Annotated in this window: 21 protein-coding genes and 1 other RNA gene; 20 read left to right on the top strand and 2 right to left on the bottom strand. The window is 35.9% G+C overall.

What is annotated here, in order from left to right; translation table 11 throughout:
* The 19 genes from grdD to BMX10_RS16260 form a co-directional block, all read left to right on the top strand.
* The coding region (grdD, locus tag BMX10_RS16350) for a glycine/sarcosine/betaine reductase complex component C subunit alpha (RefSeq protein ID WP_090446661.1) at window positions 1-946 on the top strand (946 nt) is incomplete at its 5' end.
* A 243-nt stretch (window positions 947-1,189) separates the two neighbouring features.
* On the top strand, window positions 1,190-2,254 hold the full coding sequence (locus BMX10_RS16345) for a BMP family lipoprotein (RefSeq protein WP_090446654.1): 1,065 nt from the start codon (window positions 1,190-1,192) through the stop codon (window positions 2,252-2,254).
* Window positions 2,255-2,472: 218 nt separating this feature from the next.
* A complete protein-coding gene (locus BMX10_RS16340) occupies window positions 2,473-3,978 on the top strand; it encodes an ABC transporter ATP-binding protein (RefSeq protein ID WP_090446658.1) in 1,506 nt (501 codons plus the stop codon).
* Window positions 3,968-5,113 carry an ABC transporter permease gene (locus BMX10_RS16335; RefSeq protein ID WP_090446652.1) on the top strand — a complete coding sequence of 382 codons (1,146 nt, stop codon included), beginning with the start codon at window positions 3,968-3,970 and terminating at the stop codon, window positions 5,111-5,113. The genes BMX10_RS16340 and BMX10_RS16335 overlap by 11 nt, the downstream gene beginning before the upstream one ends.
* A complete protein-coding gene (locus tag BMX10_RS16330; RefSeq protein ID WP_090446649.1) occupies window positions 5,103-6,041 on the top strand; it encodes an ABC transporter permease in 939 nt (312 codons plus the stop codon). The genes BMX10_RS16335 and BMX10_RS16330 overlap by 11 nt, the downstream gene beginning before the upstream one ends.
* Window positions 6,042-6,191: 150 nt before the next feature.
* Window positions 6,192-7,571: an RNA polymerase factor sigma-54 gene (rpoN, locus tag BMX10_RS16325; RefSeq protein WP_090446648.1), complete on the top strand. Its 1,380-nt coding sequence runs from the start codon at window positions 6,192-6,194 to the stop codon at window positions 7,569-7,571.
* Between the two features lie 189 nt (window positions 7,572-7,760).
* On the top strand, window positions 7,761-8,783 hold the full coding sequence (locus BMX10_RS16320; protein WP_090446647.1) for a sugar-binding transcriptional regulator: 1,023 nt from the start codon (window positions 7,761-7,763) through the stop codon (window positions 8,781-8,783).
* A 112-nt stretch (window positions 8,784-8,895) separates the two neighbouring features.
* On the top strand, window positions 8,896-9,906 hold the full coding sequence (gene gap / locus BMX10_RS16315) for a type I glyceraldehyde-3-phosphate dehydrogenase (RefSeq protein WP_090446645.1): 1,011 nt from the start codon (window positions 8,896-8,898) through the stop codon (window positions 9,904-9,906).
* 172 nt (window positions 9,907-10,078) lie between these two features.
* Complete coding sequence (locus BMX10_RS16310) at window positions 10,079-11,278, top strand: phosphoglycerate kinase (RefSeq protein ID WP_090446643.1); 1,200 nt, start codon at window positions 10,079-10,081, stop codon at window positions 11,276-11,278.
* 15 nt (window positions 11,279-11,293) lie between these two features.
* Window positions 11,294-12,040: a triose-phosphate isomerase gene (gene tpiA / locus BMX10_RS16305; protein WP_090446641.1), complete on the top strand. Its 747-nt coding sequence runs from the start codon at window positions 11,294-11,296 to the stop codon at window positions 12,038-12,040.
* 40 nt (window positions 12,041-12,080) lie between these two features.
* Window positions 12,081-13,616: a 2,3-bisphosphoglycerate-independent phosphoglycerate mutase gene (gene gpmI, locus BMX10_RS16300; protein WP_090446639.1), complete on the top strand. Its 1,536-nt coding sequence runs from the start codon at window positions 12,081-12,083 to the stop codon at window positions 13,614-13,616.
* Between the two features lie 28 nt (window positions 13,617-13,644).
* The gene (gene eno / locus BMX10_RS16295; RefSeq protein WP_090446636.1) at window positions 13,645-14,934 is read left to right on the top strand and encodes a phosphopyruvate hydratase; all 1,290 of its coding nucleotides are present in this window, start codon (window positions 13,645-13,647) and stop codon (window positions 14,932-14,934) included.
* Between the two features lie 216 nt (window positions 14,935-15,150).
* Window positions 15,151-15,378: a preprotein translocase subunit SecG gene (secG, locus tag BMX10_RS16290; protein WP_090446634.1), complete on the top strand. Its 228-nt coding sequence runs from the start codon at window positions 15,151-15,153 to the stop codon at window positions 15,376-15,378.
* A gap of 45 nt (window positions 15,379-15,423) precedes the next feature.
* A complete protein-coding gene (locus BMX10_RS16285) occupies window positions 15,424-17,436 on the top strand; it encodes a sodium-translocating pyrophosphatase (protein WP_090446631.1) in 2,013 nt (670 codons plus the stop codon).
* Between the two features lie 99 nt (window positions 17,437-17,535).
* On the top strand, window positions 17,536-17,850 hold the full coding sequence (locus BMX10_RS16280) for a DUF1294 domain-containing protein (RefSeq protein ID WP_244272755.1): 315 nt from the start codon (window positions 17,536-17,538) through the stop codon (window positions 17,848-17,850).
* Window positions 17,851-18,020: 170 nt separating this feature from the next.
* Window positions 18,021-20,141: a ribonuclease R gene (gene rnr, locus BMX10_RS16275; RefSeq protein WP_090446629.1), complete on the top strand. Its 2,121-nt coding sequence runs from the start codon at window positions 18,021-18,023 to the stop codon at window positions 20,139-20,141.
* 203 nt (window positions 20,142-20,344) lie between these two features.
* The gene (gene smpB, locus BMX10_RS16270; protein ID WP_090446627.1) at window positions 20,345-20,812 is read left to right on the top strand and encodes an SsrA-binding protein SmpB; all 468 of its coding nucleotides are present in this window, start codon (window positions 20,345-20,347) and stop codon (window positions 20,810-20,812) included.
* A gap of 19 nt (window positions 20,813-20,831) precedes the next feature.
* Window positions 20,832-21,183, top strand: a transfer-messenger RNA (tmRNA) gene (ssrA, locus tag BMX10_RS16265).
* A 174-nt stretch (window positions 21,184-21,357) separates the two neighbouring features.
* The gene (locus BMX10_RS16260; protein WP_090446625.1) at window positions 21,358-22,437 is read left to right on the top strand and encodes a DNA-methyltransferase; all 1,080 of its coding nucleotides are present in this window, start codon (window positions 21,358-21,360) and stop codon (window positions 22,435-22,437) included.
* A gap of 65 nt (window positions 22,438-22,502) precedes the next feature.
* Here BMX10_RS16260 and BMX10_RS16255 read toward each other — a convergent pair whose 3' ends face one another.
* The gene (locus tag BMX10_RS16255) at window positions 22,503-23,357 is read right to left on the bottom strand and encodes a NotI family restriction endonuclease (protein ID WP_090446623.1); all 855 of its coding nucleotides are present in this window, start codon (window positions 23,355-23,357) and stop codon (window positions 22,503-22,505) included.
* Between the two features lie 821 nt (window positions 23,358-24,178).
* Here BMX10_RS16255 and BMX10_RS16250 point away from each other — a divergent pair.
* Window positions 24,179-24,538 carry a hypothetical protein gene (locus tag BMX10_RS16250; RefSeq protein ID WP_090446621.1) on the top strand — a complete coding sequence of 120 codons (360 nt, stop codon included), beginning with the start codon at window positions 24,179-24,181 and terminating at the stop codon, window positions 24,536-24,538.
* A gap of 228 nt (window positions 24,539-24,766) precedes the next feature.
* Here BMX10_RS16250 and BMX10_RS16240 read toward each other — a convergent pair.
* On the bottom strand, window positions 24,767-25,051 hold a 285-nt coding region (locus BMX10_RS16240), incomplete at its 5' end, for an ATP-binding protein (RefSeq protein ID WP_170834864.1).

Genomic DNA, 25,051 nt, shown 5'->3' with positions numbered 1-25,051 from the left:
CGAAGAAGAAATGCATAAAACCATGGAAAAACTACTGGACGATGGCACCATCCAAGGCTGCGTAACCATGCACTACAACTTTCCCATCGGTGTCTCCACAGTAGGAAAAGTCATCACCCCTGGTCGAGGCAAAGAAATGTTTATCGCCACCACCACCGGCACCTCCTCACCCCATCGAGTAGAAGCCATGGTAAAAAACGCACTATATGGCATCATCACAGCCAAAGCCAACGGTATAAAAAACCCAACTGTCGGCATACTGAACGTAGACGGTGCAAGACAAGTAGAAAAAGCATTAAAAGAACTAAAAAACAATGGATACCACATCAACCTGACAGAATCCATGCGCAGTGATGGCGGCAGCATCATGCGGGGCAACGACCTACTAGCCGGTACACCGGATGTTATGGTACAAGACACCCTGACAGGCAACGTCTTTATGAAAATCTTCTCCGCCTACACAACAGGCGGTGACTACGAATCCATTGGCTATGGCTATGGCCCCGGCATAGGAGAAGAACAACAAAGAACCATCCTGATCCTATCCAGAGCCTCCGGCGTACCCGTAGTAGCCAACGCCATACAATACGCAGCAGAGCTGGTAAAAGGCAACCTAAAAGAAGTAGCAAAAGAAGAATTTGAAAAAGCCAACAAAGCCAAACTATCAGAAATACTAAAAAGCCTAACAAAAGACAATAAAAAAGTTAAAGACACACAAGAAAAAGTAACAGCCCCACCAAAAGAAGTCGTAACCGGTTCCATCAGCGGCATAGACATCATGGACCTAGAAGACGCAGTTGAAGCCCTATGGAAAAAAAGTATCTACGCAGAAAGCGGTATGGGTTGTACAGGCCCCGTGATTATGGTAAGCGAAGAAAAGCTGAACACAGCCATAGCTGCACTAAAAGAAGCAGGGTTTGTGGCAGGAGAAGCTCCTGATTGTTAAGGTATATATAACAAGAAAAGGTTTTGCAAGAGAAAACCTTTTCTTGTTTATGAGGGTAAGTTGCATAGACATACAGATAATAGTTAGAGAAGAATAATATAAAAAATTTTTATAAAATTCAGAATGTATAAATTTTATCTTTATAGGAGGAAAATACCATTTTTTATAGAACTATTACTAGTACCTATGAAAATATAGGGGAGGATAAGATTATTTACAGAGAAAAAAAGGAGGTAGTATTTAATGTTTAAGAAAATGTTAGCATTAATGCTAGTGCTATTACTAATGGCAACTGCACTAGTAGGATGCGGTGGTGGAACCGCTGAGGAACCAGCACCAGCAGAAGAGCCAACAGAAGAGCAAGTGGAAGAGCAAGTAGAAGAGCCACAATTGAAGATGGCAATGGTAACAGATGTTGGTGGAGTAAACGATGAATCATTTAACGAATCAGCATGGAACGGTCACCAAAAAGCAAGAGACGAATTAGGATTTGAAGTTAGTTATGTAGAATCAGAGCAGGACGCTGATTACGAAAGAAACCTTGAAACACTATTGGATGCAGGAAATGACTTGATATGGGGTATAGGCTTTATGATGGGAGACGCTATCGCTGAAGCTGCTGATTTTAACCCAGATCAAAAATATGCTATTATCGACTCTGCATATGATGATACTCCGGATAATGTAGTAGGAGTATTGTTTAAAGCAGAAGAAGCATCTTTCTTGGTAGGATATATTGCTGGTAAGATGACTGAAACAGGAAAAGTTGGATTTGTTGGCGGTATGGACTTCCCAGTAATCCATGGTTTCCATTATGGATTTATGGCAGGTGTTAAGTATGCTAACCCAGATGCTGAGGTATTAGTACAATATGCAGATTCTTTTGTTGATGCTGCTCGTGGTAAAGCTATTGCTAACCAAATGTATCAACAAGGAGCAGATATTGTATTCCACGCTGCTGGTGGAACTGGTGACGGTGTTATCGAAGCCGCAAGAGAGCAAGATAAGTATGCTATTGGAGTAGATATGGATCAAAACCATTTAGCACCTGATAATGTTATTACATCTGCTATGAAGAGAGTAGACAATGCAATCTTTATGATCGCAGAAGATTTAAAAGCAGGTAATTTCCCAGGAGGCCAAACAGTAGTATTTGGTTTAGAGGATGGCGGAGTGGGTATTGCGCCAACATCTGATAAACATGTGCCTGCTGAAATTTTAGAAGAGGTTGCAGAAGTTGAAAGACAAATTATTGCTGGAGAAATCTTTGTTCCAGATAACAAAGATGACTATGATGCAAACTATTAATATCGATTGCATGTAAAAAAAAAGCAAAAGCTTAGGGTAAAAACTAAGTTTTTGCTTTTTTATTGAAAATAAATCTAAATTTTGGTTGATATTTGTATATAAAAAACATTAAAATAGTTATAGTACAGTATAAACAAAGAAACAACTGTACAGAAAACTCGATGGAAACGGAGGAGAATTAATTGAGGAACATCGATTTTGACTGTAAGGTAGTAGAGATGAAAAACATTATAAAAAAGTTTGGAGATTTTACTGCCAATGAAAATATTAACCTTACGGTTCATAAAGGAGAAATACATGCATTGTTAGGAGAAAATGGTGCGGGGAAATCTACCTTAATGAATATACTCTATGGCTTATATCAACCAACAGCAGGCGAAATATATATAAACGGAGAAAAAGTTAATATTACTGATCCAAATGTCGCAATTCAAAAAGGTATAGGCATGGTGCATCAGCATTTTATGTTAGTGGAGCCTTTTACAGTAACAGAAAACATCGTACTGGGTATGGAGCCTACAGGTTTAGCAGGAAAAATGGACATGAAAAAAGCTGTCCAAGATGTTGAAGAAATATCAAAAAAGTATGGTTTATATGTGAAACCCAACGAAAAAATTTATGATATATCTGTTGGTATGCAGCAAAGGGTAGAAATTCTAAAAGCCTTATATAGAGGGGCGGAGATTCTTATACTAGACGAGCCTACTGCTGTACTAACACCTCAAGAGATTAAAGAACTTATCACTATTATGAGAAATTTAACCCAAGAAGGAAAAACAGTGATTATTATTACTCATAAATTAAAAGAAATAAAAGAAGCTGCAGATTACTGTACTATTATCAGGAGAGGAAAGCACATTGATACAGTGGAAGTAAAAAACACCTCTGAGGCAGAACTGGCTTCAAAAATGGTTGGTCGGGAAGTTAGCTTTAAAGCAGACAAGGAATCAAAAGAAAAAGGTGAAGCGACATTAAGGATAGAAAATTTGGTGGTAAAGGATAATAGAGCTGTTGAAGCTGTTAGAGGACTATCGTTAGAGATTCATGCTGGAGAGATACTAGGGATTGCTGGTGTTGACGGGAACGGACAGACTGAGTTGATCGAAGCTTTAACAGGCTTGAGAAAAATAGAAGCTGGCAATGTAATTGTCAATGGTAAGAATGTTACCAATAATACACCTAAAGAAATCATAGAGAATAAGATAGCTTCAATACCAGAGGATAGACAGAAAAGAGGTTTGGTACTAGACTACACCGTAGCAGAAAATATGATACTTGAAAATTATGCAAAGGAACCCTTTGCAAAACATGGAATTATGAACAGTACAGCTATTAATAAATTTGCTAAAGAGCTTATTGAAAAATTTGATGTACGTCCTGAAGATGAAAAAATTAAAGCTAGATCCTTATCAGGCGGTAATCAACAAAAGGTAATCATAGCTAGAGAAGTCACCAATGACCCTGACATTTTGATAGCAGCACAGCCTACTAGAGGCTTGGATGTAGGAGCGATAGAGTTCGTTCATAAATCCTTGATTCAGCAAAGAGATAAAAACAAAGCTGTTCTTTTGGTCTCTTTGGAGTTAGATGAAATCATGAATATCTCAGACCGTATTGCTGTTATTTATGAAGGGAAAATCGTTGATATCGTTGATGCCAAAGATGCCGATGAAAATACTCTAGGACTTATGATGGCGGGAGGGGGCATACAGAATGAAAAGTAAAGCCTTTTTTGAAAAAATAGCAACATATATAACAAAATGGACCTTTGGCTTTAGCATTATATCTATTATTTTAGGATTCATTATAGGAGCCGCTACTTTAGCTTTAGCAGGATTTAACCCGATAGAAGCCTATGGAATCATGGCAAGGGGTGTCCTGACTAGACCTAGCTATGTGGCATGGACCATCATCGGTTCAACCCCTATCATATTGACGGCGTTATCTGTAGCCTTTGCCTTTAAAACAGGGCTATTCAACATAGGAGCTGAAGGACAATTTATGATAGGTGCAATTACAGCAGCTATGGTGGGGTATTTTGTTGAATTACCAGCAATTATACATATACCACTGGTATTGATATCAGCTATCGTAGCGGCGGGGCTATGGGGTGGAATTGCAGGAGTCCTAAAGGCAAAGTTTGGTGTACATGAAGTTATTTCCACCATTATGTTAAACTGGATAGCTCTTTATCTAAATAACTACATTGTTTTACTTGAAGGACTTAGAAGAGCTACCTCACAAAGAACACATGAAATACAGCGTAGCGCAAGTATTGTTATATTAGAACAGTGGAAAAGGTCACCAGAAGGGAGAGAATGGCTAAGAGGACATGACTTTTTTGGTGATGCCTTAAGAACACCGCTAAACTGGGGATTTATTATAGCAATTATTTTTGCAGTTATTGTATGGTATATTTTAAACAAAACAACCTTAGGCTATGAACTAAAGGCCGTGGGTTATAATAGACATGCGGCAGAATACGGTGGAATTAATGTTTCTAAAAGCATGTTTACTTCGATGGTTATCGCAGGTGGACTAGCTGGGGCAGCAGGAGGATTGCATGTTATGGGTATCTCAAAAAGTATAGCTAGCCTTGCAGCTATGGAGGGATATGGATTTAATGGAATCGCAGTTGCATTAATAGGTGGTAATGCCTCTATTGGAATTGTTTTTGCTGGTTTATTATTTAGCGCGCTGCAATATGGAGGATCAAAAATTCAGCCTGCTTTAGGAGCACCATCTGAGGTAATTAATATCATGATAGGTACGATTGTATTCTTTATTGCTATGCCGAAGTTAATAAAGTATAGTTTGCAGAATTTTAAAAAGAAACGAGGTGCTAAAAATGTTAGATAGCTTAGGTTTTATTATTGGTACCACATTAATGTACTCTACACCTCTAATCTATGCTGCTTTAGGGGGAGTCATGTCAGAGAACTCTGGGGTAGTAAACATTGGTTTGGAAGGTATGATGACAATAGGAGCACTGATTGGAGCCACCGTAGGTTTTTATAGTGGGAATCCTTGGTTAGCATTTTTAGCAGCTGGCATGGCCGGAGGCGGTTTGGCATTATTGCATGCTGTTGCGTCAGTATCTTATGGTGCAGACCAGGTTGTATCAGGAATAGCTATCAACTTTTTGGGCCCAGGTCTAGCGTTGTTCTTGAGTAGAATATTTTTTGAAGGGGCCACAATGACAAAGGCCATTCCTTTAGATAACAAAATGCCAAGGCCGATTCATGGTTTATTACCAAGAAATTCATTTTTAGACTTAGTTTTTAATCAGTATGCCACTGTATATATTGCTTTCCTACTTGTTGGAGTTGTATGGTTTTTATTATATAGAACGAAGCTAGGATTACGTATAAGAGCAGTAGGTGAGCATCCTAGAGCTGCTGATACCTTAGGCGTTAGTGTATATAAGATAAGATATCTATGTGTGGTCCTATCTGGTGTACTTGCAGGATTTGGTGGTGCATCTATGAGCTTAGCAATTGTTTCAAACTTTAGGCCAACACTTATTTCAGGTCATGGGTTTATCGCTTTAGCTGCAATGATTTTTGGAAAATGGAAGCCGCAAGGAGCCATGTGGGCATGTTTATTATTTGGAGTATCCAATGGACTTGTTGTTTATTTAGGAAGATCAGATGCTCCATTTGAGATATCTATGCAATTATTATCCATGCTTCCTTATGTATTGACACTCATTGTGTTAATGGGCTTTGTTGGAAGATCATCTGCCCCGGCTGCAAATGGTGTTCCTTATGAAGAAGGAGAAAGATAAAATAGAGATATAAGCAATTGTTGAAACCTCAGTGAGCCACTGAGGTTTTCTCATGCAATTTTTATGCCAAAAACAAAACGTAGCCTTTAACTATAGTCCTATTTATGATATAATAACAATAAAGAAGACAGAAATGAAAGGGTGAGTACTATGAAAATGGGATACAGCTTGCATCTAGAACAATCACAGAAGCTAGTAATGACCCCTCAGCTAAAACAAGCTATTAAAATTCTGCAGTTAGCAACCTTTGAACTAGATCAGTATATTGAAGAGCAGATAGAAACCAATCCCATTTTAGAAATGAAGGATCTTGAAGAAAAGAGTGAAGGAGATATAGAGAGACAACTAGAGGAAAAAGTTAACTGGAAGGAATACATGGAGGATTTTGATAATTATCATTATACTCAAAGTCAATACAATAATGATAACCAGTTTAATTATGAGAATATAGTATCTCGTGATGCTACTTTACAAGAACACCTTTTATTTCAATACCATATTACTTTACTGGATTATAAATACAAAGAGATTGGTGAATATATTATCTATAACCTAAATCCAAATGGGTACCTGACTATAGACGTGGAAGAGATTGCAAAAGAATTAAATGAGGAATGCAGCACAGTAGAAAATATCCTACAAATTGTCCAAACCTTTGATCCTCCCGGTATAGCTGCTCGGAATTTGAAAGAGTGCTTACTAATACAATTAGATCAAATGGGTATGAGAAATAAGAATGTTTTTACTGTAGTTGAAGAGCATTTAGAGGAAGTAGCTGACAATAAATATCCTCATATCGCAAAAAAGTTAGGGATAACTGTTTCAGAGGTTCAAGAAATATGTGATTTCATTAGGACCTTAGAACCAAAACCAGGGAGGAAGTTTGCCTCCATAAATAATAATTATATCGTTGCAGATGCTGTCATCAAAAAAATAGGCAGTGAATATCTGGTTATTTTAAATGATCGAAATGCTCCGAGACTTACCATTAGAAATGATTATAAGAAGCTTTTAAGTAATGATCAGGGAGATTCTGAAACTACAAAATTTTTAAATGATAAATTTAATTCTGCTATTTGGCTAATAAGAAGTATAGAGCAAAGAAGACAGACGATATACAAAGTGGTAGAAATGATTCTAAAGAAACAAAAGAACTTTTTTGAATATGGAAAAAAGTATCTAAAACCAATGACATTAAAGGAAGTTGCAGACGAAATTCAAGTCCACGAGTCTACAGTAAGTAGAGCTACCAATGGAAAATATGTTGATACCCCTATGGGGATTTTTGAACTAAAATACTTTTTTTCCAGTGGTGTAGAAGGTCAAGACGGAGAGGGTATTTCTGCCGAGAGTATTAAAAATTATATGAAAGAAATAATTGAAGCAGAAAATCCTTATAAACCGCTAAGTGACGATAAAATAGGCAAAAAGCTAGCTGAAAAAGGCATCCAAGTGTCAAGGAGAACTGTTGCAAAATACAGAGAGGATATTAACATTCCATCTTCATCCAAAAGAAAACGATTTTCCTAAACCTAAGATTGTCTTAGGTTTTTCTTTTATTTTAAGAGAAAGAAATTAGTAATAATTACAAAAAACACATTGATTATTAAAGTATTCTATTATATAATTCTATTTATAGAGGGCGTTATTTTTTTATAGCAGTAGGGACACAATATGATTCAGAGGGACTAAAAAAGTCCTAGTGGAGGAAGGTCTTTTATGGAAAATATTATTGAACTACAGAAAAAAATTATACCTGAAGCATTAAACCTATTAGAAAAAAGGTATAATATTTTAAAAAATATTTATGCCCTACAGCCAATTGGGAGAAGAGGGCTATCCAATAATCTTTTTATTGGAGAAAGAATTATTAGAACCGAAGTAGAAATATTGAAAGACCTAGGGTTAATTGATATAAGCCCTGCTGGCATGTCAGTTACAAGCCAAGGAGTCAATATTATTGAAAGTCTTCAAGAATACATATATAAGCTGCGGGGTATTAAGGACATTGAGGAAAAATTAAAAAAGAAATTAAATATTCATGAAGTAAAGGTTGTACCAGGAAATCTAGAAGAGAACCAATATATGATGGTTGATTTAGGGAAAACTACAGCGGCACTAATATTAAGTAAGATTCATGATAATAGTATTATTGGCGTTACTGGTGGTAGCACTATGGCTGCAGTTGCCCATGGAATAGAAAAACCTTCTAAAAGCAACAATGTTATTGTGTTACCAGCCCGTGGAGGGATAGGGAAAGAAGTAGAAAGTCAGGCGAACACCATCGCTGCAGAAATGGCTAGAAGATTGAAGTGCCAGTATCAACTACTTCATGCTTCTGATACCTTAGGTCAGCAGGCACTAGAAAGTATATTACAGGACCCTGAGATACAAAAAGTAACAAATGTTATAAAAACTGCAGATTTATTAGTCTTTGGAATCGGTAGAGCTGATACAATGGCGGATAGAAGAGACTTATCACCAGAAGTGATAGAAAAACTCAATAGCCATAAAGCGGTAGCAGAAGCTTTTGGTTTCTATTTTACTAGAGAAGGAGATATTGTTTATGAAATGAAGACAGTAGGTATTAGCTATTGTGATTTTCAGAGAATATCTACCGTTATAGGTGTTGCAGGTGGTGCTAATAAGGCTGAAGCTATAGTAGCTATTTCAAAACTTAAAAAATCTATGATACTTGTAACAGATGAAGGAGCTGCAGTGGAAATACTAGAAAAGTATTAGATGCTATCTATAATAATATATACTTTAATGGCAAAACTAAATAATTATAGTACATAAATAGATGTCCATAAAGATATATTTAAAATATAAAAATATTTAGGAGGTTATACAAATGAGTATTAAAGTAGCAATTAATGGGTTTGGAAGAATTGGGAGAAATGTTTTTAAAGTAGCTTTGGAGGAAAAAAGAGATTGGGAAATAGTAGCCATCAACGACTTAACTGATCCTAGTACATTAGCTCACTTACTAAGATATGATAGTTTATATGGTAAATTTAATGGAACCATTGAAGCAAAAGAAAATAGTATCATTGTGAATGATAAAGAAATCAAAATATCTGCTGAAAGAGATCCTGCAAAGCTACCTTGGAAGGAACTTGGAGTAGACCTTGTTATAGAATCTACAGGTATTTTCACAGCCAAAGAGCAAGCGGAAAAACATATTGAAGCTGGAGCAAAAAAAGTAATCATTTCTGCACCTGCTAAAAAAGAAGATATTACTATTGTAATGGGAGTAAATGAAGAAAAGTATGATGCAGCAAATCATCATGTTATTTCAAATGCATCCTGTACCACCAACTGCTTAGCACCCTTCGCAAAAATAATAGATGAAAAATTTGGTATCAAAAGTGGTTTAATGACTACTATTCATGCCTATACAAATGATCAAAATATACTTGATTTACCTCATAAGGATTTAAGAAGGGCAAGAGCCGCTGCTGAATCCATCATACCTACTACAACAGGCGCAGCAGCAGCAGTATCATTAGTACTGCCTCAATTAAAAGGGAAATTAAATGGGATGGCTATGCGTGTTCCAACCCCCACAGTTTCAGTTGTTGATTTAGTAGCAGAGCTTGATAAAGATACCACTGCTGAGGAAGTGAATGCAGTATTAAAGGAAGCCGCAGAAGGAGATTTAAAGGGAATCCTAGATTTTTCTGAAGAACCACTGGTTTCAGTTGACTTCAGACAAGATCCTCATTCTTCTATTATAGATGGGTTATCAACAATGGTAATGGATGGGAAATTATTAAAAGTTATCTCTTGGTATGATAATGAGTGGGGTTATTCAGCAAGAGTAGTAGACCTAGTATCCTTCATTGTAGGCAAAGGATTATAAGAAATAGTATAAAAAAAGAATAGTTACAGAGATAAGCATACAGGATGTAACTTTAAATTGTTACATCCTGTTGTACAGTAAGTAAACCAACTAAAAATAATCAGTATATATAGTACATAAAGCTATCGTTAAATTTAGCTTCCATCTTAACCAGAATGCAGGAGGGATAAATATGTCAGTACTGAATAAAAAAACAGTAAAAGATTTAACTGTAGAAGGCAAAAAGGTACTAGTAAGATGTGATTTCAATGTGCCTATCAGTAGCGAAAAAGGTATTACTGATGATATAAGAATCAGAGCTGCATTACCTACCATAGAGTATCTGAGAGAAAAAGGAGCAGCAGTGATTCTCATGTCTCACTTAGGGAGACCTAAGGGAGAAGCAAATCCTAAATACTCCTTAGCACCAGTTGCTAAAAGATTAAGTGAGTTATTACAGCAAGAGGTTACTTTTGCTGACGACGATATAGTAGTGGGAGAGAAAACAAAGGAGATAGCAAAAAACCTAAAATCAGGTGAAATAATGCTATTACAAAATGTCCGATATAGAAAAGAAGAAGAAAAGAACGATGCTGATTTCTCTAAAGAGTTAGCTTCTCTGGGAGATTTATTTGTAAATGATGCCTTTGGCACAGCCCATCGTGCCCATAGTTCTACAACAGGGATTGCCAGCTACTTACCATCAGCTATGGGATATCTAATAGATAAAGAAGTGCACTTTATGGGTAAAGCATTAGAAAACCCTAAAAGACCTTTTGTTGCAATTTTAGGTGGAGCAAAAGTATCTGACAAAATTGGCGTTATAGAAAATCTCATTGAAAAGGTTGATTCTCTTTTAATCGGTGGTGGAATGGCATACACCTTTTTAAAGGCGCAGGGCTATGAAATCGGCACCTCATTATTGGAAGAGGACAAAATGCAGCTAGCCTTAGATTTAATGAAAAAGGCAAAGGAAAAGAATGTAGATTTATTAGTATCAGTAGATGTTGTAATTACAAAAGAGTTTAAAGCCGATGCAGATCATAGAAGAGCTGATTTTGATGATATACCATCAGACCATATGGGATTGGACATAGGTGAAAAAACAATAAAGCTATTTGCAGAAAAAATTAAAGATGCAAAAACAGTAATATGGAATGGTCCTATGGGAGTCTTTGAAATGCCAGCCTTTGCTGTGGGAACAAAGGAAATTGCTAAAGCTATGGCTGAAAGTGATGCCACTACTATTATTGGTGGTGGAGATAGTGCAGCTGCGGCAGAGCAACTAGGTTTTGCAGATAAAATGACGCATATCTCTACAGGTGGAGGAGCTTCTTTAGAATTTTTAGAAGGAAAAGTATTACCTGGTATAGATGCTATAGAAAATAAATAGATAGGAGGTTTTCTTATGAGAATACCTATAATAGCTGGAAACTGGAAAATGCACAACACCACAGAAGAAGCATTAAAGCTGGTGAAAGAATTAAAATCAGAATCAGGGAAAACAGATGTCAAAATTGTAATTTGCTGCCCTTTTACTGTGTTAAGCGAAGTAAGTAAAGAAATAAAAGGCTCTAGTATTAAATTAGGTGCACAAAACATGCACTGGGAAGACCAAGGGGCATATACAGGTGAAATCTCAGCTGATATGCTAAAGGAGCAAGGGGTAGAGTATGTAATAATTGGCCATTCTGAAAGAAGACAGTATTTCAATGAAACAGATGAAACTGTTAATAAAAAAGTGAAAAAAGCGCTAGAAAAGGATTTAATTCCAATCCTATGCGTTGGTGAAACATTAGAAGAAAGAGAAACAGAAAAAACCTATGAGGTTGTAAAAGCTCAAACGATAAAAGCATTAGATAATGTCTCAGAAGAAAAAATGAAAAAAATCGTGATAGCCTATGAACCAGTATGGGCCATAGGAACTGGGAAAACAGCATCTGCAGAAGATGCTAATGCAGTAATCGCTTATATCAGAGAGGTAATAAAGGAGAAGTACAGTGAAGAAGTTTCAGAAATCGTACCAATTCAATATGGTGGTAGTGTCAAAGCTGTCAACGCAGCAGAAATAATGAATCAAGAAGACATAGACGGTGCCTTAGTGGGAGGAGCCAGTTTAAAAGCAGAGGAATTTTTAGCAATTGTAAATTTCTAATGGCTATACCATGGGTACGAAGCAGGAAAGGAAGATTGCCATGAAAAAACCCATAGCACTGATTATCTTAGACGGCTTGGGAATAAGGGAACAAGAATTAGGAAATGCTGTAAAATCAGCTAAATTATCAAACTTAAATAGATTAATCAATAATTATCCTCATACACAGATAGAGGCAAGTGGAATGGCGGTTGGGCTACCGGAAGGTCAGATGGGGAACTCTGAGGTAGGTCACTTAAACATCGGCGCAGGAAGAATTGTATATCAGGAGCTGACAAGGATTTCCAAGGAAATAGAAGATGGGGATTTCTATAATAACCAAAGGTTCTTAGATGTGATAAACCACGTAAAAACCAACAATACAAGTCTTCACTTAATGGGATTAGTATCTGATGGCGGTGTTCATAGTCATATTGAGCATTTATATGCTCTGCTGAAAATGGCAAAGGATTATGACTTGCAGAAAGTCTACCTTCACTGTTTCCTAGATGGAAGAGACACACCTCCTCGAAGTGCTAAAATGTATATCGAGAGTTTAGCAAAAAAAATAGAGGAAATAGGCACTGGCAGAATTGCTTCTATCTCAGGAAGATATTATGCAATGGACCGTGACCAACGGTGGGAAAGAGTAAAGCTTGCTTATGATGCATTGGTTTTAGGCGAAGGTAGACTAGCAGAAAATCCTGTAGCAGCAGTAGAAATGGCCTATGGTTTAGAAGAAAATGATGAATTTGTACTGCCTACTGTAATCCCAAATGAAGAAGGAAGATTTGATACGATAGACAATAATGATGGAATCATCTTCTTCAATTTTAGACCAGATAGAGCACGGCAAATGAGCAGAGCTTTGGTAGAAAAGGACTTTAAAGGCTTTGAAAGAGAAAAAGGCTATCTTCCACTGCATTATGTAACAATGACCTTATATGATAAATCTTTGGAGGGAGTACATATTGCCTATGAACCCCAAAGTCTTGATAACACGTTAGGAGAATATATTAGTAAGCAAGGGCTAACACAATTAAGGATTGCTGAAACTGAAAAATATGCTCATGTTACTTATTTCTTCAACGGTGGAGTAGAAACAGCTAATCCAGGAGAGGATAGGAAACTAATTCCTTCCCCACAGGTGGCAACCTATGATTTGAAGCCAGAAATGAGCGCTGATGAAGTGACAAAAGAGCTATTAAATGAACTAGAGCAGGATAAATATGACTTCATTGTGTTAAACTATGCGAATCCAGATATGGTAGGTCATACGGGCATCGAGGATGCCGTAGTAAAGGCGCTGGAGAAGGTTGATGACTGTTTAGGCAGAGTAATAGAAAAGATACTAGAAAAGGGCGGTAAGGCCATAGTAACCTCAGATCATGGTAACTCAGAGGAATTAATAGATGAAATAACTGGTGGAGCTGTTACGGCCCATACGACAAATCCTGTACCTTTGATATTAGTAGGTGAAAACCATGGGAAGCTAAGGGAAAAAGGTAAACTATGTGATATTGCCCCTACATTGTTACATCTTTTAGAACTTCAAAAGCCTGCTGAAATGACAGGGAATAGTTTAATTATAAAATAAACGTTGATATTTGGAAGGAGAGAAAAACATGACAATTATTAGTGATATCTATGCAAGAGAAGTACTAGATTCTAGAGGTAACCCGACAGTAGAGGTAGAGGTATATTTGGAAAGTGGAGCTATGGGTAGCGCTATCGTACCATCAGGTGCTTCTACAGGAGCCTTTGAAGCAGTAGAATTAAGAGATGGAGACAAAGGTAGATACTTAGGAAAAGGCGTACAAAAAGCTGTAGAAAACGTAAACGAAATCATTGCACCTGAGCTTGTTGGTTTAGATGCCCTAGATCAAGTAGTAATAGATGAAATTATGCTTGACTTAGACGGTACAGAAAACAAGGCAAAGCTAGGAGCAAATGCCATCTTAGGGGTTTCAATGGCAGTGGCAAAGGCAGCTGCAGAAGAATTAGGTATGCCATTATTTCAATACCTAGGTGGAGTAAATGCTAAGCAGCTACCAGTACCAATGATGAACATCTTAAACGGTGGATCTCATGCAGATAACAATGTAGATATACAAGAATTTATGGTAATGCCAGTAGGAGCTAAAAGCTATAGCGAGGGTCTAAGAATGGGGGTTGAGGTTTATCACCATCTTAAATCTGTACTGAAAAAGAAGGGTCTTGCTACTGGTGTTGGTGATGAGGGTGGATTTGCCCCCAATCTAGCATCTAATGAAGAAGCCCTAAAGGTGATTGTTGAGGCAATCGAAGTAGCTGGCTATAAACCTGGAGTAGATATTAAAATAGCATTAGATCCTGCAGCTACAGAGTTTTATGATGAAAAAGAAAAAGTATATAAGCTAGCTGGCGAAGGAGTTACAAAAACCTCAAAAGAAATGGTAGATTACTATGAGGAATTGGTTAATAAATACCCAATTATTTCTATAGAAGACGGTTTGAGTGAAGAAGATTGGGAAGGATTCCAGTTAATGACGGAAAGATTGGGAGATAAAGTACAAATTGTAGGGGATGACATCTTTGTAACCAATCCAGTTAGATTAAAACGAGGAATTGAGAATAAAACAGCAAATTCTATCTTAATCAAGTTAAATCAGATAGGAACGATAACAGAAACTTTAGACACTATAGAGATGGCTAAAAGAGCAGGCTTTACAACTGTTATTTCCCATCGTTCAGGAGAAACAGAGGATGCCACTATAGCAGACGTAGCAGTTGCAGTAAATGCAGGTCAAATCAAAACAGGAGCTCCTGCTAGAACTGATCGTGTTGCAAAGTATAACCAACTGCTAAGAATAGAAGACATCCTAGGAGATACAGCTCAATTTTTAGGAGAAGAAGTGTTTTACAATTTAAAATAGCAACAATATCAAAAGTATAAAAGTGAAAAAAGTACCAATAATAGGAATAAGGGTGGTGGCTTACCCTTATTCTTATTATTTAACTGAATAAATTATCATCTAGTTATAATGCTTTAAAAACAGCAGCGTAGATTTAACTAATAATTTGGTTGATTTTACAGTACTGCTATGTTACAATATCTATGTTAATTACAAGCATAGGAGGTGGAAAATACAATGAGAATCGTACTTATGGTGCTTCAATTGATAACTAGTATAATACTTATAGGTAGTATATTATTACAATCAGGCAAAAGTGCAGGTCTTTCAGGATCTATTACAGGTGGAGCTGAACAATTATGGGGAAAACAAGGTAGAGGGTATGAAGGTATGTTAAGTAAAGTAACATCAGTTGGTGCTGCTTTATTTATTGTTGTTGCTATTTTGTTAGTAGCAATCCAGTAATATTTTATTCATTATAAAACTGAATAGAAGGAGGATTACAGTAAAATGGGTTTATTTATTATAGCACCAATTGTAGGACTAGTTGCATTAGTTTTTGCCTACGTACTTACAAACAAAATTAATAATGTAGAAGTTGGAACTGAAAGAATGAAGGAAATTTCTTCCTATATTCAAGAAGGATCCATGGCTTTTTTAACTAGACAGTATAAAAGCCTTGTTATTTTTGCTATTATATTAGCTATTGTTTTAGCTTTTGGGATTAGTCCATTAACAGCTTTATGCTTTGCATTTGGAGCATTGTTTTCTGGATTAGCTGGTTTCTTTGGAATGAGGGTGGCAACCAAAGCAAACGTAAGAACAGCTAATGCAGCAAAGGAAAGTGGAATGAATAAGGCCCTTAGCGTAGCTTTTTCAGGTGGAGCTGTTATGGGTATGTCTGTTGTAGGTTTAGGACTTTTAGGTGTAGGTGGATTATTTATTTTTCTTTCAGGTATTAGACCAGAGGCAGAAGCTGCAGAAATCATTACAGGATTTGCTTTAGGTGCTTCTTCTATTGCGTTATTTGGACGTGTTGGTGGAGGTATCTATACCAAGGCTGCAGATGTAGGCGCTGACTTAGTAGGTAAGGTCGAAGCTGGTATTCCAGAGGATGACCCAAGAAACCCAGCAGTAATCGCTGATAACGTAGGAGATAATGTTGGTGATGTTGCTGGTATGGGAGCTGACCTATTTGAGTCTTATGTAGGATCTATTATTTCAGCTATTGCATTAGGTTTATTGGTTCATGGAACAAATGGAGCATTATTTCCATTGTTATTAGCTGCCACAGGAATTCTTGCATCTATTATAGGAACCTTTTTTGTAAAGGGAGACGAAGATACAGATCCAGCGAAAGCCTTACATATGGGGACTTATGTAAGTGGTGGGATAACAGTGCTTGTTGCATTTGTTTTAAGTAGATATCTATTAGGCAATATATCTGGATTTTTAGCTATTGTAACTGGATTAATTGTAGGTTTATTAATAGCAAATATTACAGAAAGATATACTTCTGGTGAGTTTGCTCATGTAAAGAAGATTGCACAGCAGTCTGAAACTGGTCCTGCAACCACCATTATTAGTGGACTAGCTGTAGGAATGGTATCAACTGCATGGCCGATACTAATCATAGCATTTGGTATTTTGATTGCTTTTGGTGTTGCAGGATTATACGGAATTGCATTAGCAGCTGTAGGAATGTTGGCTACAGCAGGAATGACTATTGCGGTAGATGCCTATGGGCCCATTGCTGATAATGCTGGTGGTATCGCAGAAATGTGTGAATTACCAAAGGAAGTAAGAAAGATTACGGATAAACTAGATGCTGTTGGAAACACTACAGCTGCTATAGGAAAAGGTTTTGCTATTGGTTCTGCTGCCTTAACAGCATTAGCACTATTTGCTACTTATACTACAGCAGTAGAATTATCAGTAATTGACCTAACAAGTCCAAGTGTTATTGCAGGTATGTTGATTGGTGGTATGCTGCCATTTCTATTCTCTGCCTTAACCATGGAGGCAGTAGGTAAAGCAGCATTTGAAATGATTGAAGAAGTTAGAAGACAATTTAGAGAAATACCAGGCATCATGGAAGGCACAGGCAAACCAGAATATGCTACCTGTGTTGATATTAGTACAGCAGCAGCTTTAAGAGAAATGGTTATACCAGGGGTGTTAGCAGTAGTTGCTCCAATTGGGACAGGGCTATTATTAGGACCTGAGGCAGTTGGTGGACTATTAGCAGGCGCATTGGTAGCTGGAGTTCTGATGGCTATTATGATGGCAAATGCTGGAGGCGCTTGGGACAATGCTAAAAAATATATTGAAGAAGGTCATCATGGTGGAAAAGGAAGTGAATCGCATAAAGCTGCAGTAGTAGGTGATACTGTAGGGGATCCTTTCAAGGATACATCAGGACCATCCATCAATATCTTGATTAAGTTAATGACAATCGTATCAGTAGTATTTGCTCCATTGTTTGCTCAAATGGGTGGAATTCTACTTAGATTCTTTGAATAGACATTAATAGACTCATCACAAAACCCTTAGTCCTAAAGATTAAGGGTTTTATTTTTAGGGTATATTCATTTAAGAAGATGTGTGAAAGGAGGACAAGTGATGGATTTATTTATGGACATAATAAAAGGCTATTCTAGCTCCATAATAATATATAGCATTTATTTATTCATAGTAAATATAGCAGCTTTTCTATTAGTAGGAATTGACAAAAGAAGAGCAAAAAGAGAAGAATGGCGTATTAAGGAGATGACCTTTATCATGATGGCTTTGTTAGGAGCAGCAGCAGGGGTTTTATTAGGAATGGTGTTTTTTCATCACAAACAAAGTAAAAAGAAATTTTATTTTGGAGTACCCATACTCTATATAATTAATAAAATTGCTAGTATCATTATTTATCATCATCTCCTAAGGTAATAGATGTGCTTATATTTATTATAAAAGTAGATAATAATAACAATACTAACAAATAATTATTTTAATCAAACAATCAACACAAGCTTTTATTTTGCCTTTTATATAGCTATTAGAATTATTGCAATACAAAAGATAAGAGTATATGAATCAAATAACAAGGAGGAATATTTTTGACAATAAAAGAAAAAATCGTTGAGTTTATGAGAACATCTGCCTATAATCCTATGTTAGAGGAAGAATTGATTGCAGAATTAGAGATTTCTCAGGAACAGAAAAAAGTCTTTTCGCAGCTGCTGGAAGAAATGGTGGCAGAAGGATTGATTATACGCACCCGAAAAAGAAGATATGGTGTGCCAGAAAGAATGGGGTTAATAGTAGGGAGATTACAAGGCCATACAAAAGGATTTGGCTTTATCATCTCTGATATAGCAGGGATAGAGGATGTATTTATACCCTCCAACCTGATGAACGGTGCCATGAACAAGGATAGAGTAGTAGCAAGAATCAATCAAGTCAACAACAACACGAAAAAGGCAGAGGGAGAAGTTATTAGGATACTAGAAAGGGCAAATAATGAGATCGTAGGAACCTATGAGGATAGTCGAAACTTTGGGTTTGTTGTACCAGATGATAATAAAATAAATGTAGATATCTTTATTCCAAAGGCTGACAGAAATGCTGCGAAGCATGGTGATAAGGTTGTGTGTGAAATAACAGAATGGCCAGATAAACGAAGAAATCCTGAAGGAAAAATAATCGAAATACTTGGCCATGGCAATGATACAGGTACAGACATTTTAGCCATCATGAGAAAATTTAAATTAAACCCAGAATTCCCTCCGGCAGTAGAAAAAGAAATAGAAAGCATTTCAGAGGTGGTAGAGGAGGAAGAGATAGCGAAAAGAAAAGATCTTAGAAATCTTAAGATGATCACCATTGACGGTGCAGACGCTAAGGATTTAGATGATGCAGTATCTTTAGAGATATTACCTAATGGCAATTATAGACTAGGTGTACATATTGCTGATGTAGCTCATTATGTGAAAGAAGGTTCAGCCTTAGACAAAGAAGCATTAGCAAGAGCCACCAGTGTTTATTTAGTGGATAGAGTAATACCAATGCTCCCTAAAAAATTATCTAATGGCATTTGCAGCCTAAATCCTAAAGTAGATAGATTAACCATGTCTATCTTTATGGAGATTGATCATAAAGGAATAGTAGTGAATCATGAAATCCTTGAAAGTGTCATCAATATCAATGAAAGAATGATATATGAGGATGTCTCTGATATATTAGAACACGAAGATAAAGAGTTAATCAGTAAATACCAGTATCTAGTAGATGACTTTAAAACCATGGAAAAGCTTTGTAAAATCCTCAGAGCTAGAAGAGAAGCTAGAGGAGCCATAGACTTTGACTTTGATGAAGCAAAGGTGGTACTAGATGAAAAAGGTAGACCCATAGATGTAAAAAAATACGAGCGAAGGATAGCCAACAGAATTATAGAGGAATTTATGCTGGTAAGCAATGAAACCATAGCAGAACACTATTACTGGGCTAAGGCCCCCTTTGTTTATCGAGTTCATGAGGAGCCTAATGTAGAAAAGCTAGAGGAGTTTAATAAATTTGTCCATAACTTTGGATATCATTTAAAAGGCATGACCAATGAAGTGCATCCTAAAGTATTACAGGAGCTACTAGAAAAAATAAAAGGCAAAAAGGAAGAAACTGTTATCAGCACCTTAATGCTTCGCTCTCTAAAAAAGGCCAGATATGCTCCAGAAAATCTTGGACATTTTGGGTTAGCTGCCAAATACTATAGTCATTTTACTTCACCTATACGAAGATATCCTGATTTAGCAATTCATCGTGTAATCAAACTATATCTACAGGGTGAGGTTGACGAGAGAAGAGAAGAAAAACTAAAATCAGCTGTTGCATATATCTCTGAACAATCCTCCATGAGGGGTGATATAGCAGATGAAGCTGAAAGAGAAACAAAGGATTTGAAAAAAGCAGAGTATATGGCACAGCGGATAGGTGAAGTGTTCGAAGGTATCATATCAGGAGTAACCTCCTTTGGTATCTTTGTAGAGCTAGATAATACCATTGAAGGTATGGTACGATTAAGCTCCATTGTGGATGACTACTATACCTATGATAGCGAAAAGCTTATGCTGATTGGAGAACGTACGAAAAAGATCTATAGGATAGGTGACATTGTAAAGATCCAAGTAGCAAGGGTAGATGTGAAACAAAGAGAGATTGATTTTAATTTGATAGAACAATAGTAATAGACCACTATTTTGTGGTCTATCCTATTGCAGTATATCCCTTAGCCCTAAAGGTAATAATCCCTATAAAAGCGTAACAATAGAAAAATATTAATTTATCAGAAAAAGGATATTGATAATAATTATTGTCCGTGTTATAATAATAATTCAGCACTTAGATAGGCAGCCTTTAGAAATAAATAATTAAAAGGGTGAAAATCATGGGAGATAGTGGACGAAAGGTCCTAGCTACCAATAAAAAAGCGAGATTTGAATTTTTTATTGAAGAAACCTACGAAGCTGGGATTGAGTTAAAGGGAACAGAAGTAAAATCCATCCGATTAGGCAAAATGAACATTAAGGATGGCTATGCAAGAGTTGAAAATAGTGAGGTTTTCCTATATAATGTTCATATAAGCCCTTATGAAAAAGGCAATATTTTTAACGTAGATCCCATTAGAACAAGGAAGCTTTTACTTCATAAGAGGGAGATCAGAAAGCTGATAGGATATATCCAACAAAAAGGATACACCCTAGTCCCATTAAGTGCATATCTAAGTAATGGCAGAGTAAAAATAGAGCTAGGGGTAGCTAAAGGTAAAGCTTTATATGACAAACGTCAAGACATCGCCAAGAAAGACGCTAGTAGAAGGATACAAAAAGAGCTAAGAGAAAGACAAAAACAATAGTTTTTGTTTGTATATACTAGGGGGCGTACAGGTTTCGACGGGGGTTTGGAGTCATTAGTAGCGAGCCGTGTTTTGCTTGGTAGCACGTCAAAAACTGGGCAATAAATATAAACGCAAACGATAATTACGCTTTAGCGGCTTAATATAGCTGCTCCTTTCTACTAGGTAACCCGCAGCCTAGATAGAGAGGTCATCTTAGCGGGGAACGTCTTAAGGGATGCCTTGACCTTAAGTTGTACAACTAGGGCTGGTCAAATCCATAGGTTGTTATTGGTCGATGGAGGAGACGAGATCTAAAACAATAACTACGCTCGTAGAAGCTACTGGTAAAGGGCCTTCGGACAGGGGTTCGATTCCCCTCGCCTCCACCAATGAAACCCACGACCGTATTGAGTCAAGTGACTTGATACGGTCTTTTGTTCATTAGGAAGTTAAATATTTAAGTATAAAGAAGGTATTATTTTTCAAGAATTACTAGGTTATGATATAATACATTGTATTAAGCAATTTAAATATGTACTAAGTAAAGAGAAGGAGTTTAAAATATGGATAATACAAATATTAATATTGAGGATGTGCTTGAAAATAAGGCTAAGTATTCAATTTTAACAGGAGACTGTTTAGAGATTTTAAAGCAACTACCTGATAAATGTATAGATTGTGCAATTACATCGCCCCCTTATTGGCAACAAAGAAAATATCAGCATGATTATAATTATGATTATATTGCAATAGGTGAGGAAAAAAATCCTTCAGAGTATGTGGATAACTTAGTAAATATATTTTCTGAAATAAAACGGGTATTAAAAGACCATGGCTCATTTTGGCTAAATTTAGGAGATAAATATTATAATAAAAACTTGATGGGTATGCCTTGGCGTGTTGCCATAGCAATGCAGGACCAAGGCTGGATATTGCGTAATGATATTATATGGGACCAAATGAAAGGTACCCAAAGTGCAAAAGACAGGTTTAGGGATGTATATGAACATGTTTTTCATTTTGTAAAAAGTAAAAAATATTATTATGATGATGATGCTATTAGAATAAAACCAGAAAAAAAAGCTGAAGAAAAAGGTGGGAAAATAATTTCAGCGACAGGAGTATCGGGCAAGAAATATTATCAACAAATTAAGGAATCAGAGCTACTTAGTGAAAAAGAAAAGCTAAATGCACTAAAAGCTCTAGATGAAACTATAGAAGAAATGCGAGAGGGGCTTGTTGTAGATTTTAGAATGGCTATCCGCGGGAACCAGAGAACATTACATAGTGATAATACAAAAATTAGTGGAAGAGCAAAAGAATTATTAGATAAGGGTTATTACATAATGAAGATGCGTTCCAATGGATATTTACCATCTAATATATGGAGAATCGTACCAGAAGATAAGTGGAGAAAAGATGCTCACTATGCAGTATTTCCAGAGGAACTATTGCTGAATCCTATCAAAGCAACGTGCCCGATTAATGGAATAGTAATTGACCCTTTTTCAGGCACAGGAAGTACAGTTAGTACTGCTCTGAAAATGAACAGACGAGGCATAGGTATAGACTTAAGCGAACATTACAATCATCTTGCTTTAAAAAGAATCAAACAGATTGACACTAATTCGGATAGTAAGTAAATTTATTGTGATTAATGGGGTATATTTAAACAAGGGAACCATCCAGTTCCCTTGTTTACTTAATGTTAAAGAATTCCGTTAGTTTTTCCTTTAGCGACTATATTTTTTATGAAATCAGTATCAGTCAAATAATTATCTTTATTCGCTCCTCCTAATATTTTATTAATCCCTTCTAGGTTAGTACTAACTTTTTCATTAAAAGATAAGTCCCATTTCCCATCCTTCCAATGCATAGAGTAAGTCATAAAATGAATCTCATCATCATCATTAGCAGGTCTTAAATCACTCGTATCTACTGCAGCGTGTAGATAAGCCAGAGCTACATCTTGGATAACAAAGACTATTTTTCTATTCCAATGTTTAATAATTTTTCCTTTTTTATAAACTTGCTGCATCATAGTTTTCATAAATTCATTAGCCCAATTTATTCCATAATTATAGCTATGGGATTTGAAATTCCTGTCTTCTTTAAATTCCAGAACTGCAGGCCAGGGACTTCCTGTTGTGCCAGCCGCTTGAAATTCAACACATAAAAAATCCTCAACACTACCCGTCACTTCATTGGTTTTAATAGCTACATAATCAACATTCCCACCAACGCCTATTCCTACTTCACTAACCCATTTAATATTTTCCCAATTGGATAAATACTCTTTTTGAATAGAAGAGAATACGCTATCGACTTTAAAGCGATTAGGACAAATTATAACAGGATGATGTTTATCAATGAATCCACCTTTATAACCTACACTGCAAAGGCCTACTTTAACATGAGGCTCGCTTTTTCGTGGTTTGTTACAAGTATCATTGATATATTGACAGAATTGCGTTTCTAAAGCTTGCTTTGCTTCCTCAGAGTGGTTGGAAAAAGGATAAGAAAATAGTTCTGTAGGAAATTTTTTAAAATTAGGTTCTTTCATAATTACCTCCTTGTATAGTAGAATTTTAAAAACTATTATAAAAATAGCTAATAAGAGTAAGATAATAAAGTCATCACTATAATACCATACTCTTATAAATTTTTGTATGTTGAATATATTAGATTTTCAGATTGTTCTCTATTTCTTATATATAATCTAAAAATAATCTTCTAAGGCATACGAGAAGAAGGTGAAGGGGGGGATTTCTTATCAATTGAAGTTAAAAGTATATTTAAGTCAGAAGCAGTTTTCTCAAAAGATAAACAACATATATTTTTGTTAAGAAAGAAATGGGGCAGAAATAAAAAGAAATTAGCAATTATAATAATTAACCCAAGTACTGCTAATGAAATTACAAGAATAGATTTTGGTTTGGTTCTGATAATATGGAAAATATATTTCTAAAATAGATATTTGTATAAATCTAAAATTAAGCTTCGATGAATTGATAAGCAAGAGAATGATAGTTATATACTAAAGGTAGCAATAAATTATGTAATAATTACTTTGGGAAAGACTGAAAATGGAAATAACAGCTTAAAATGCTTGATAAATTTAAAGATAAGTTGCACGAAATTAAAAGTAATAATGGGAGAGAGGATGTCACTCATTGGTATCACAAATAAATTTCATTTGAATGTATTGCCGTATGAAAGAAAGTACCAAGTTAAAGGAACGATTCAAAATAAGAATAATAAGGGAGAGAACGCTTTCTAAATAATTTAATCATCCACTAAAAAATGTAGACCCAAGTAAGTGACAAAAAGTCGCTTGCTTGGGTTGTTTTGTTTTAGAAAAAACAGGAAAAAGGAGATGGAAAAATGATAAAAATATCACATTTAATGGAAACTAATAATCTTGAGTTACCTAAAGAAGTTGTAACAGTAATTAAAGAAATAGCAACAATTCTTGATAATGAGTACAGAGAGTATAGGGATGTAGACGAAGGGGATGGGGGGTACATTCTTGTAATTGAGTCAGAAAGTGATTTCAGCAAATTAAAAGAGATATACCTAGACATTAATGACTTGATTCCAGAGTATGTTGACAAGATAAATGTAACAGGCAAAGAAGACTGGGTAAATGTCTTAATAATATGCAACAGCGATTTTGTTATATCTCTAATCATGCCAATTTCAATCGCCTCTGCTTACTTAATTGATGAGATTGACGAGGTGTAATAAATATGAAAAAGGATTTAATGAAATTAAAGAGGCAGAGAAAATCTTCATGATTGTTCCAATAAATAATGATGTTCTATTGAAAAGAGTTGTTGGCAAAACACAAGGTGTAAAGAAAACAAGTTCTCTATACCTATATGGTAATATAAGGGACTTTCTTCATGTAATTGTAAATGTCAATCCCGAAATGCACAAAATTTATAATCTCAAAATGTACAATTATTATAATTAGTGGTTATTATTTTTCCTAACTTCAAGTAACTCAACTTTTCCTTTTAATCTATAAGAAGGTCCTGTTATTTTAATAATACTTGAATGATGGATCAGCCTATCTAATATGGCATTAGCAAGTGTAATATCTGAAAAAACTTCCCCCCATTTACTAAAGGGTTGATTAGTAGTAATGATGGTAGAGTTTTTTTCATATCGCCTATTGATTAATTGGAATAGCAGATTAGCTCCCTGTTTATCAATAGGCAGATAGCCTATTTCATCAATGATCAATAACTTATA

This window comes from Natronincola peptidivorans (assembly GCF_900111615.1).
GTDB classification, from domain to species: Bacteria; Bacillota; Clostridia; order Peptostreptococcales; family Natronincolaceae; genus Natronincola_A; species Natronincola_A peptidivorans.
This window is presented reverse-complemented; position numbering and strand designations above follow the sequence as displayed.

Excerpts from the sequence above, each read along its gene's own strand:
- BMX10_RS16345 (WP_090446654.1), top strand. The coding sequence starts at position 1,190 with ATGTTTAAGAAAATGTTAGCATTAATGCTAGTGCTATTACTAATGGCA.
- BMX10_RS16340 (WP_090446658.1), top strand. The coding sequence starts at position 2,473 with ATGAAAAACATTATAAAAAAGTTTGGAGATTTTACTGCCAATGAAAAT.
- BMX10_RS16335 (WP_090446652.1), top strand. The coding sequence starts at position 3,968 with ATGAAAAGTAAAGCCTTTTTTGAAAAAATAGCAACATATATAACAAAA.
- BMX10_RS16330 (WP_090446649.1), top strand. The coding sequence starts at position 5,103 with ATGTTAGATAGCTTAGGTTTTATTATTGGTACCACATTAATGTACTCT.
- rpoN (WP_090446648.1), top strand. The coding sequence starts at position 6,192 with ATGAAAATGGGATACAGCTTGCATCTAGAACAATCACAGAAGCTAGTA.
- BMX10_RS16320 (WP_090446647.1), top strand. The coding sequence starts at position 7,761 with ATGGAAAATATTATTGAACTACAGAAAAAAATTATACCTGAAGCATTA.
- gap (WP_090446645.1), top strand. The coding sequence starts at position 8,896 with ATGAGTATTAAAGTAGCAATTAATGGGTTTGGAAGAATTGGGAGAAAT.
- BMX10_RS16310 (WP_090446643.1), top strand. The coding sequence starts at position 10,079 with ATGTCAGTACTGAATAAAAAAACAGTAAAAGATTTAACTGTAGAAGGC.
- tpiA (WP_090446641.1), top strand. The coding sequence starts at position 11,294 with ATGAGAATACCTATAATAGCTGGAAACTGGAAAATGCACAACACCACA.
- gpmI (WP_090446639.1), top strand. The coding sequence starts at position 12,081 with ATGAAAAAACCCATAGCACTGATTATCTTAGACGGCTTGGGAATAAGG.
- eno (WP_090446636.1), top strand. The coding sequence starts at position 13,645 with ATGACAATTATTAGTGATATCTATGCAAGAGAAGTACTAGATTCTAGA.
- secG (WP_090446634.1), top strand. The coding sequence starts at position 15,151 with ATGAGAATCGTACTTATGGTGCTTCAATTGATAACTAGTATAATACTT.
- BMX10_RS16285 (WP_090446631.1), top strand. The coding sequence starts at position 15,424 with ATGGGTTTATTTATTATAGCACCAATTGTAGGACTAGTTGCATTAGTT.
- BMX10_RS16280 (WP_244272755.1), top strand. The coding sequence starts at position 17,536 with ATGGATTTATTTATGGACATAATAAAAGGCTATTCTAGCTCCATAATA.
- smpB (WP_090446627.1), top strand. The coding sequence starts at position 20,345 with ATGGGAGATAGTGGACGAAAGGTCCTAGCTACCAATAAAAAAGCGAGA.
- BMX10_RS16260 (WP_090446625.1), top strand. The coding sequence starts at position 21,358 with ATGGATAATACAAATATTAATATTGAGGATGTGCTTGAAAATAAGGCT.
- BMX10_RS16255 (WP_090446623.1), bottom strand. The coding sequence starts at position 23,357 with ATGAAAGAACCTAATTTTAAAAAATTTCCTACAGAACTATTTTCTTAT.
- BMX10_RS16250 (WP_090446621.1), top strand. The coding sequence starts at position 24,179 with ATGATAAAAATATCACATTTAATGGAAACTAATAATCTTGAGTTACCT.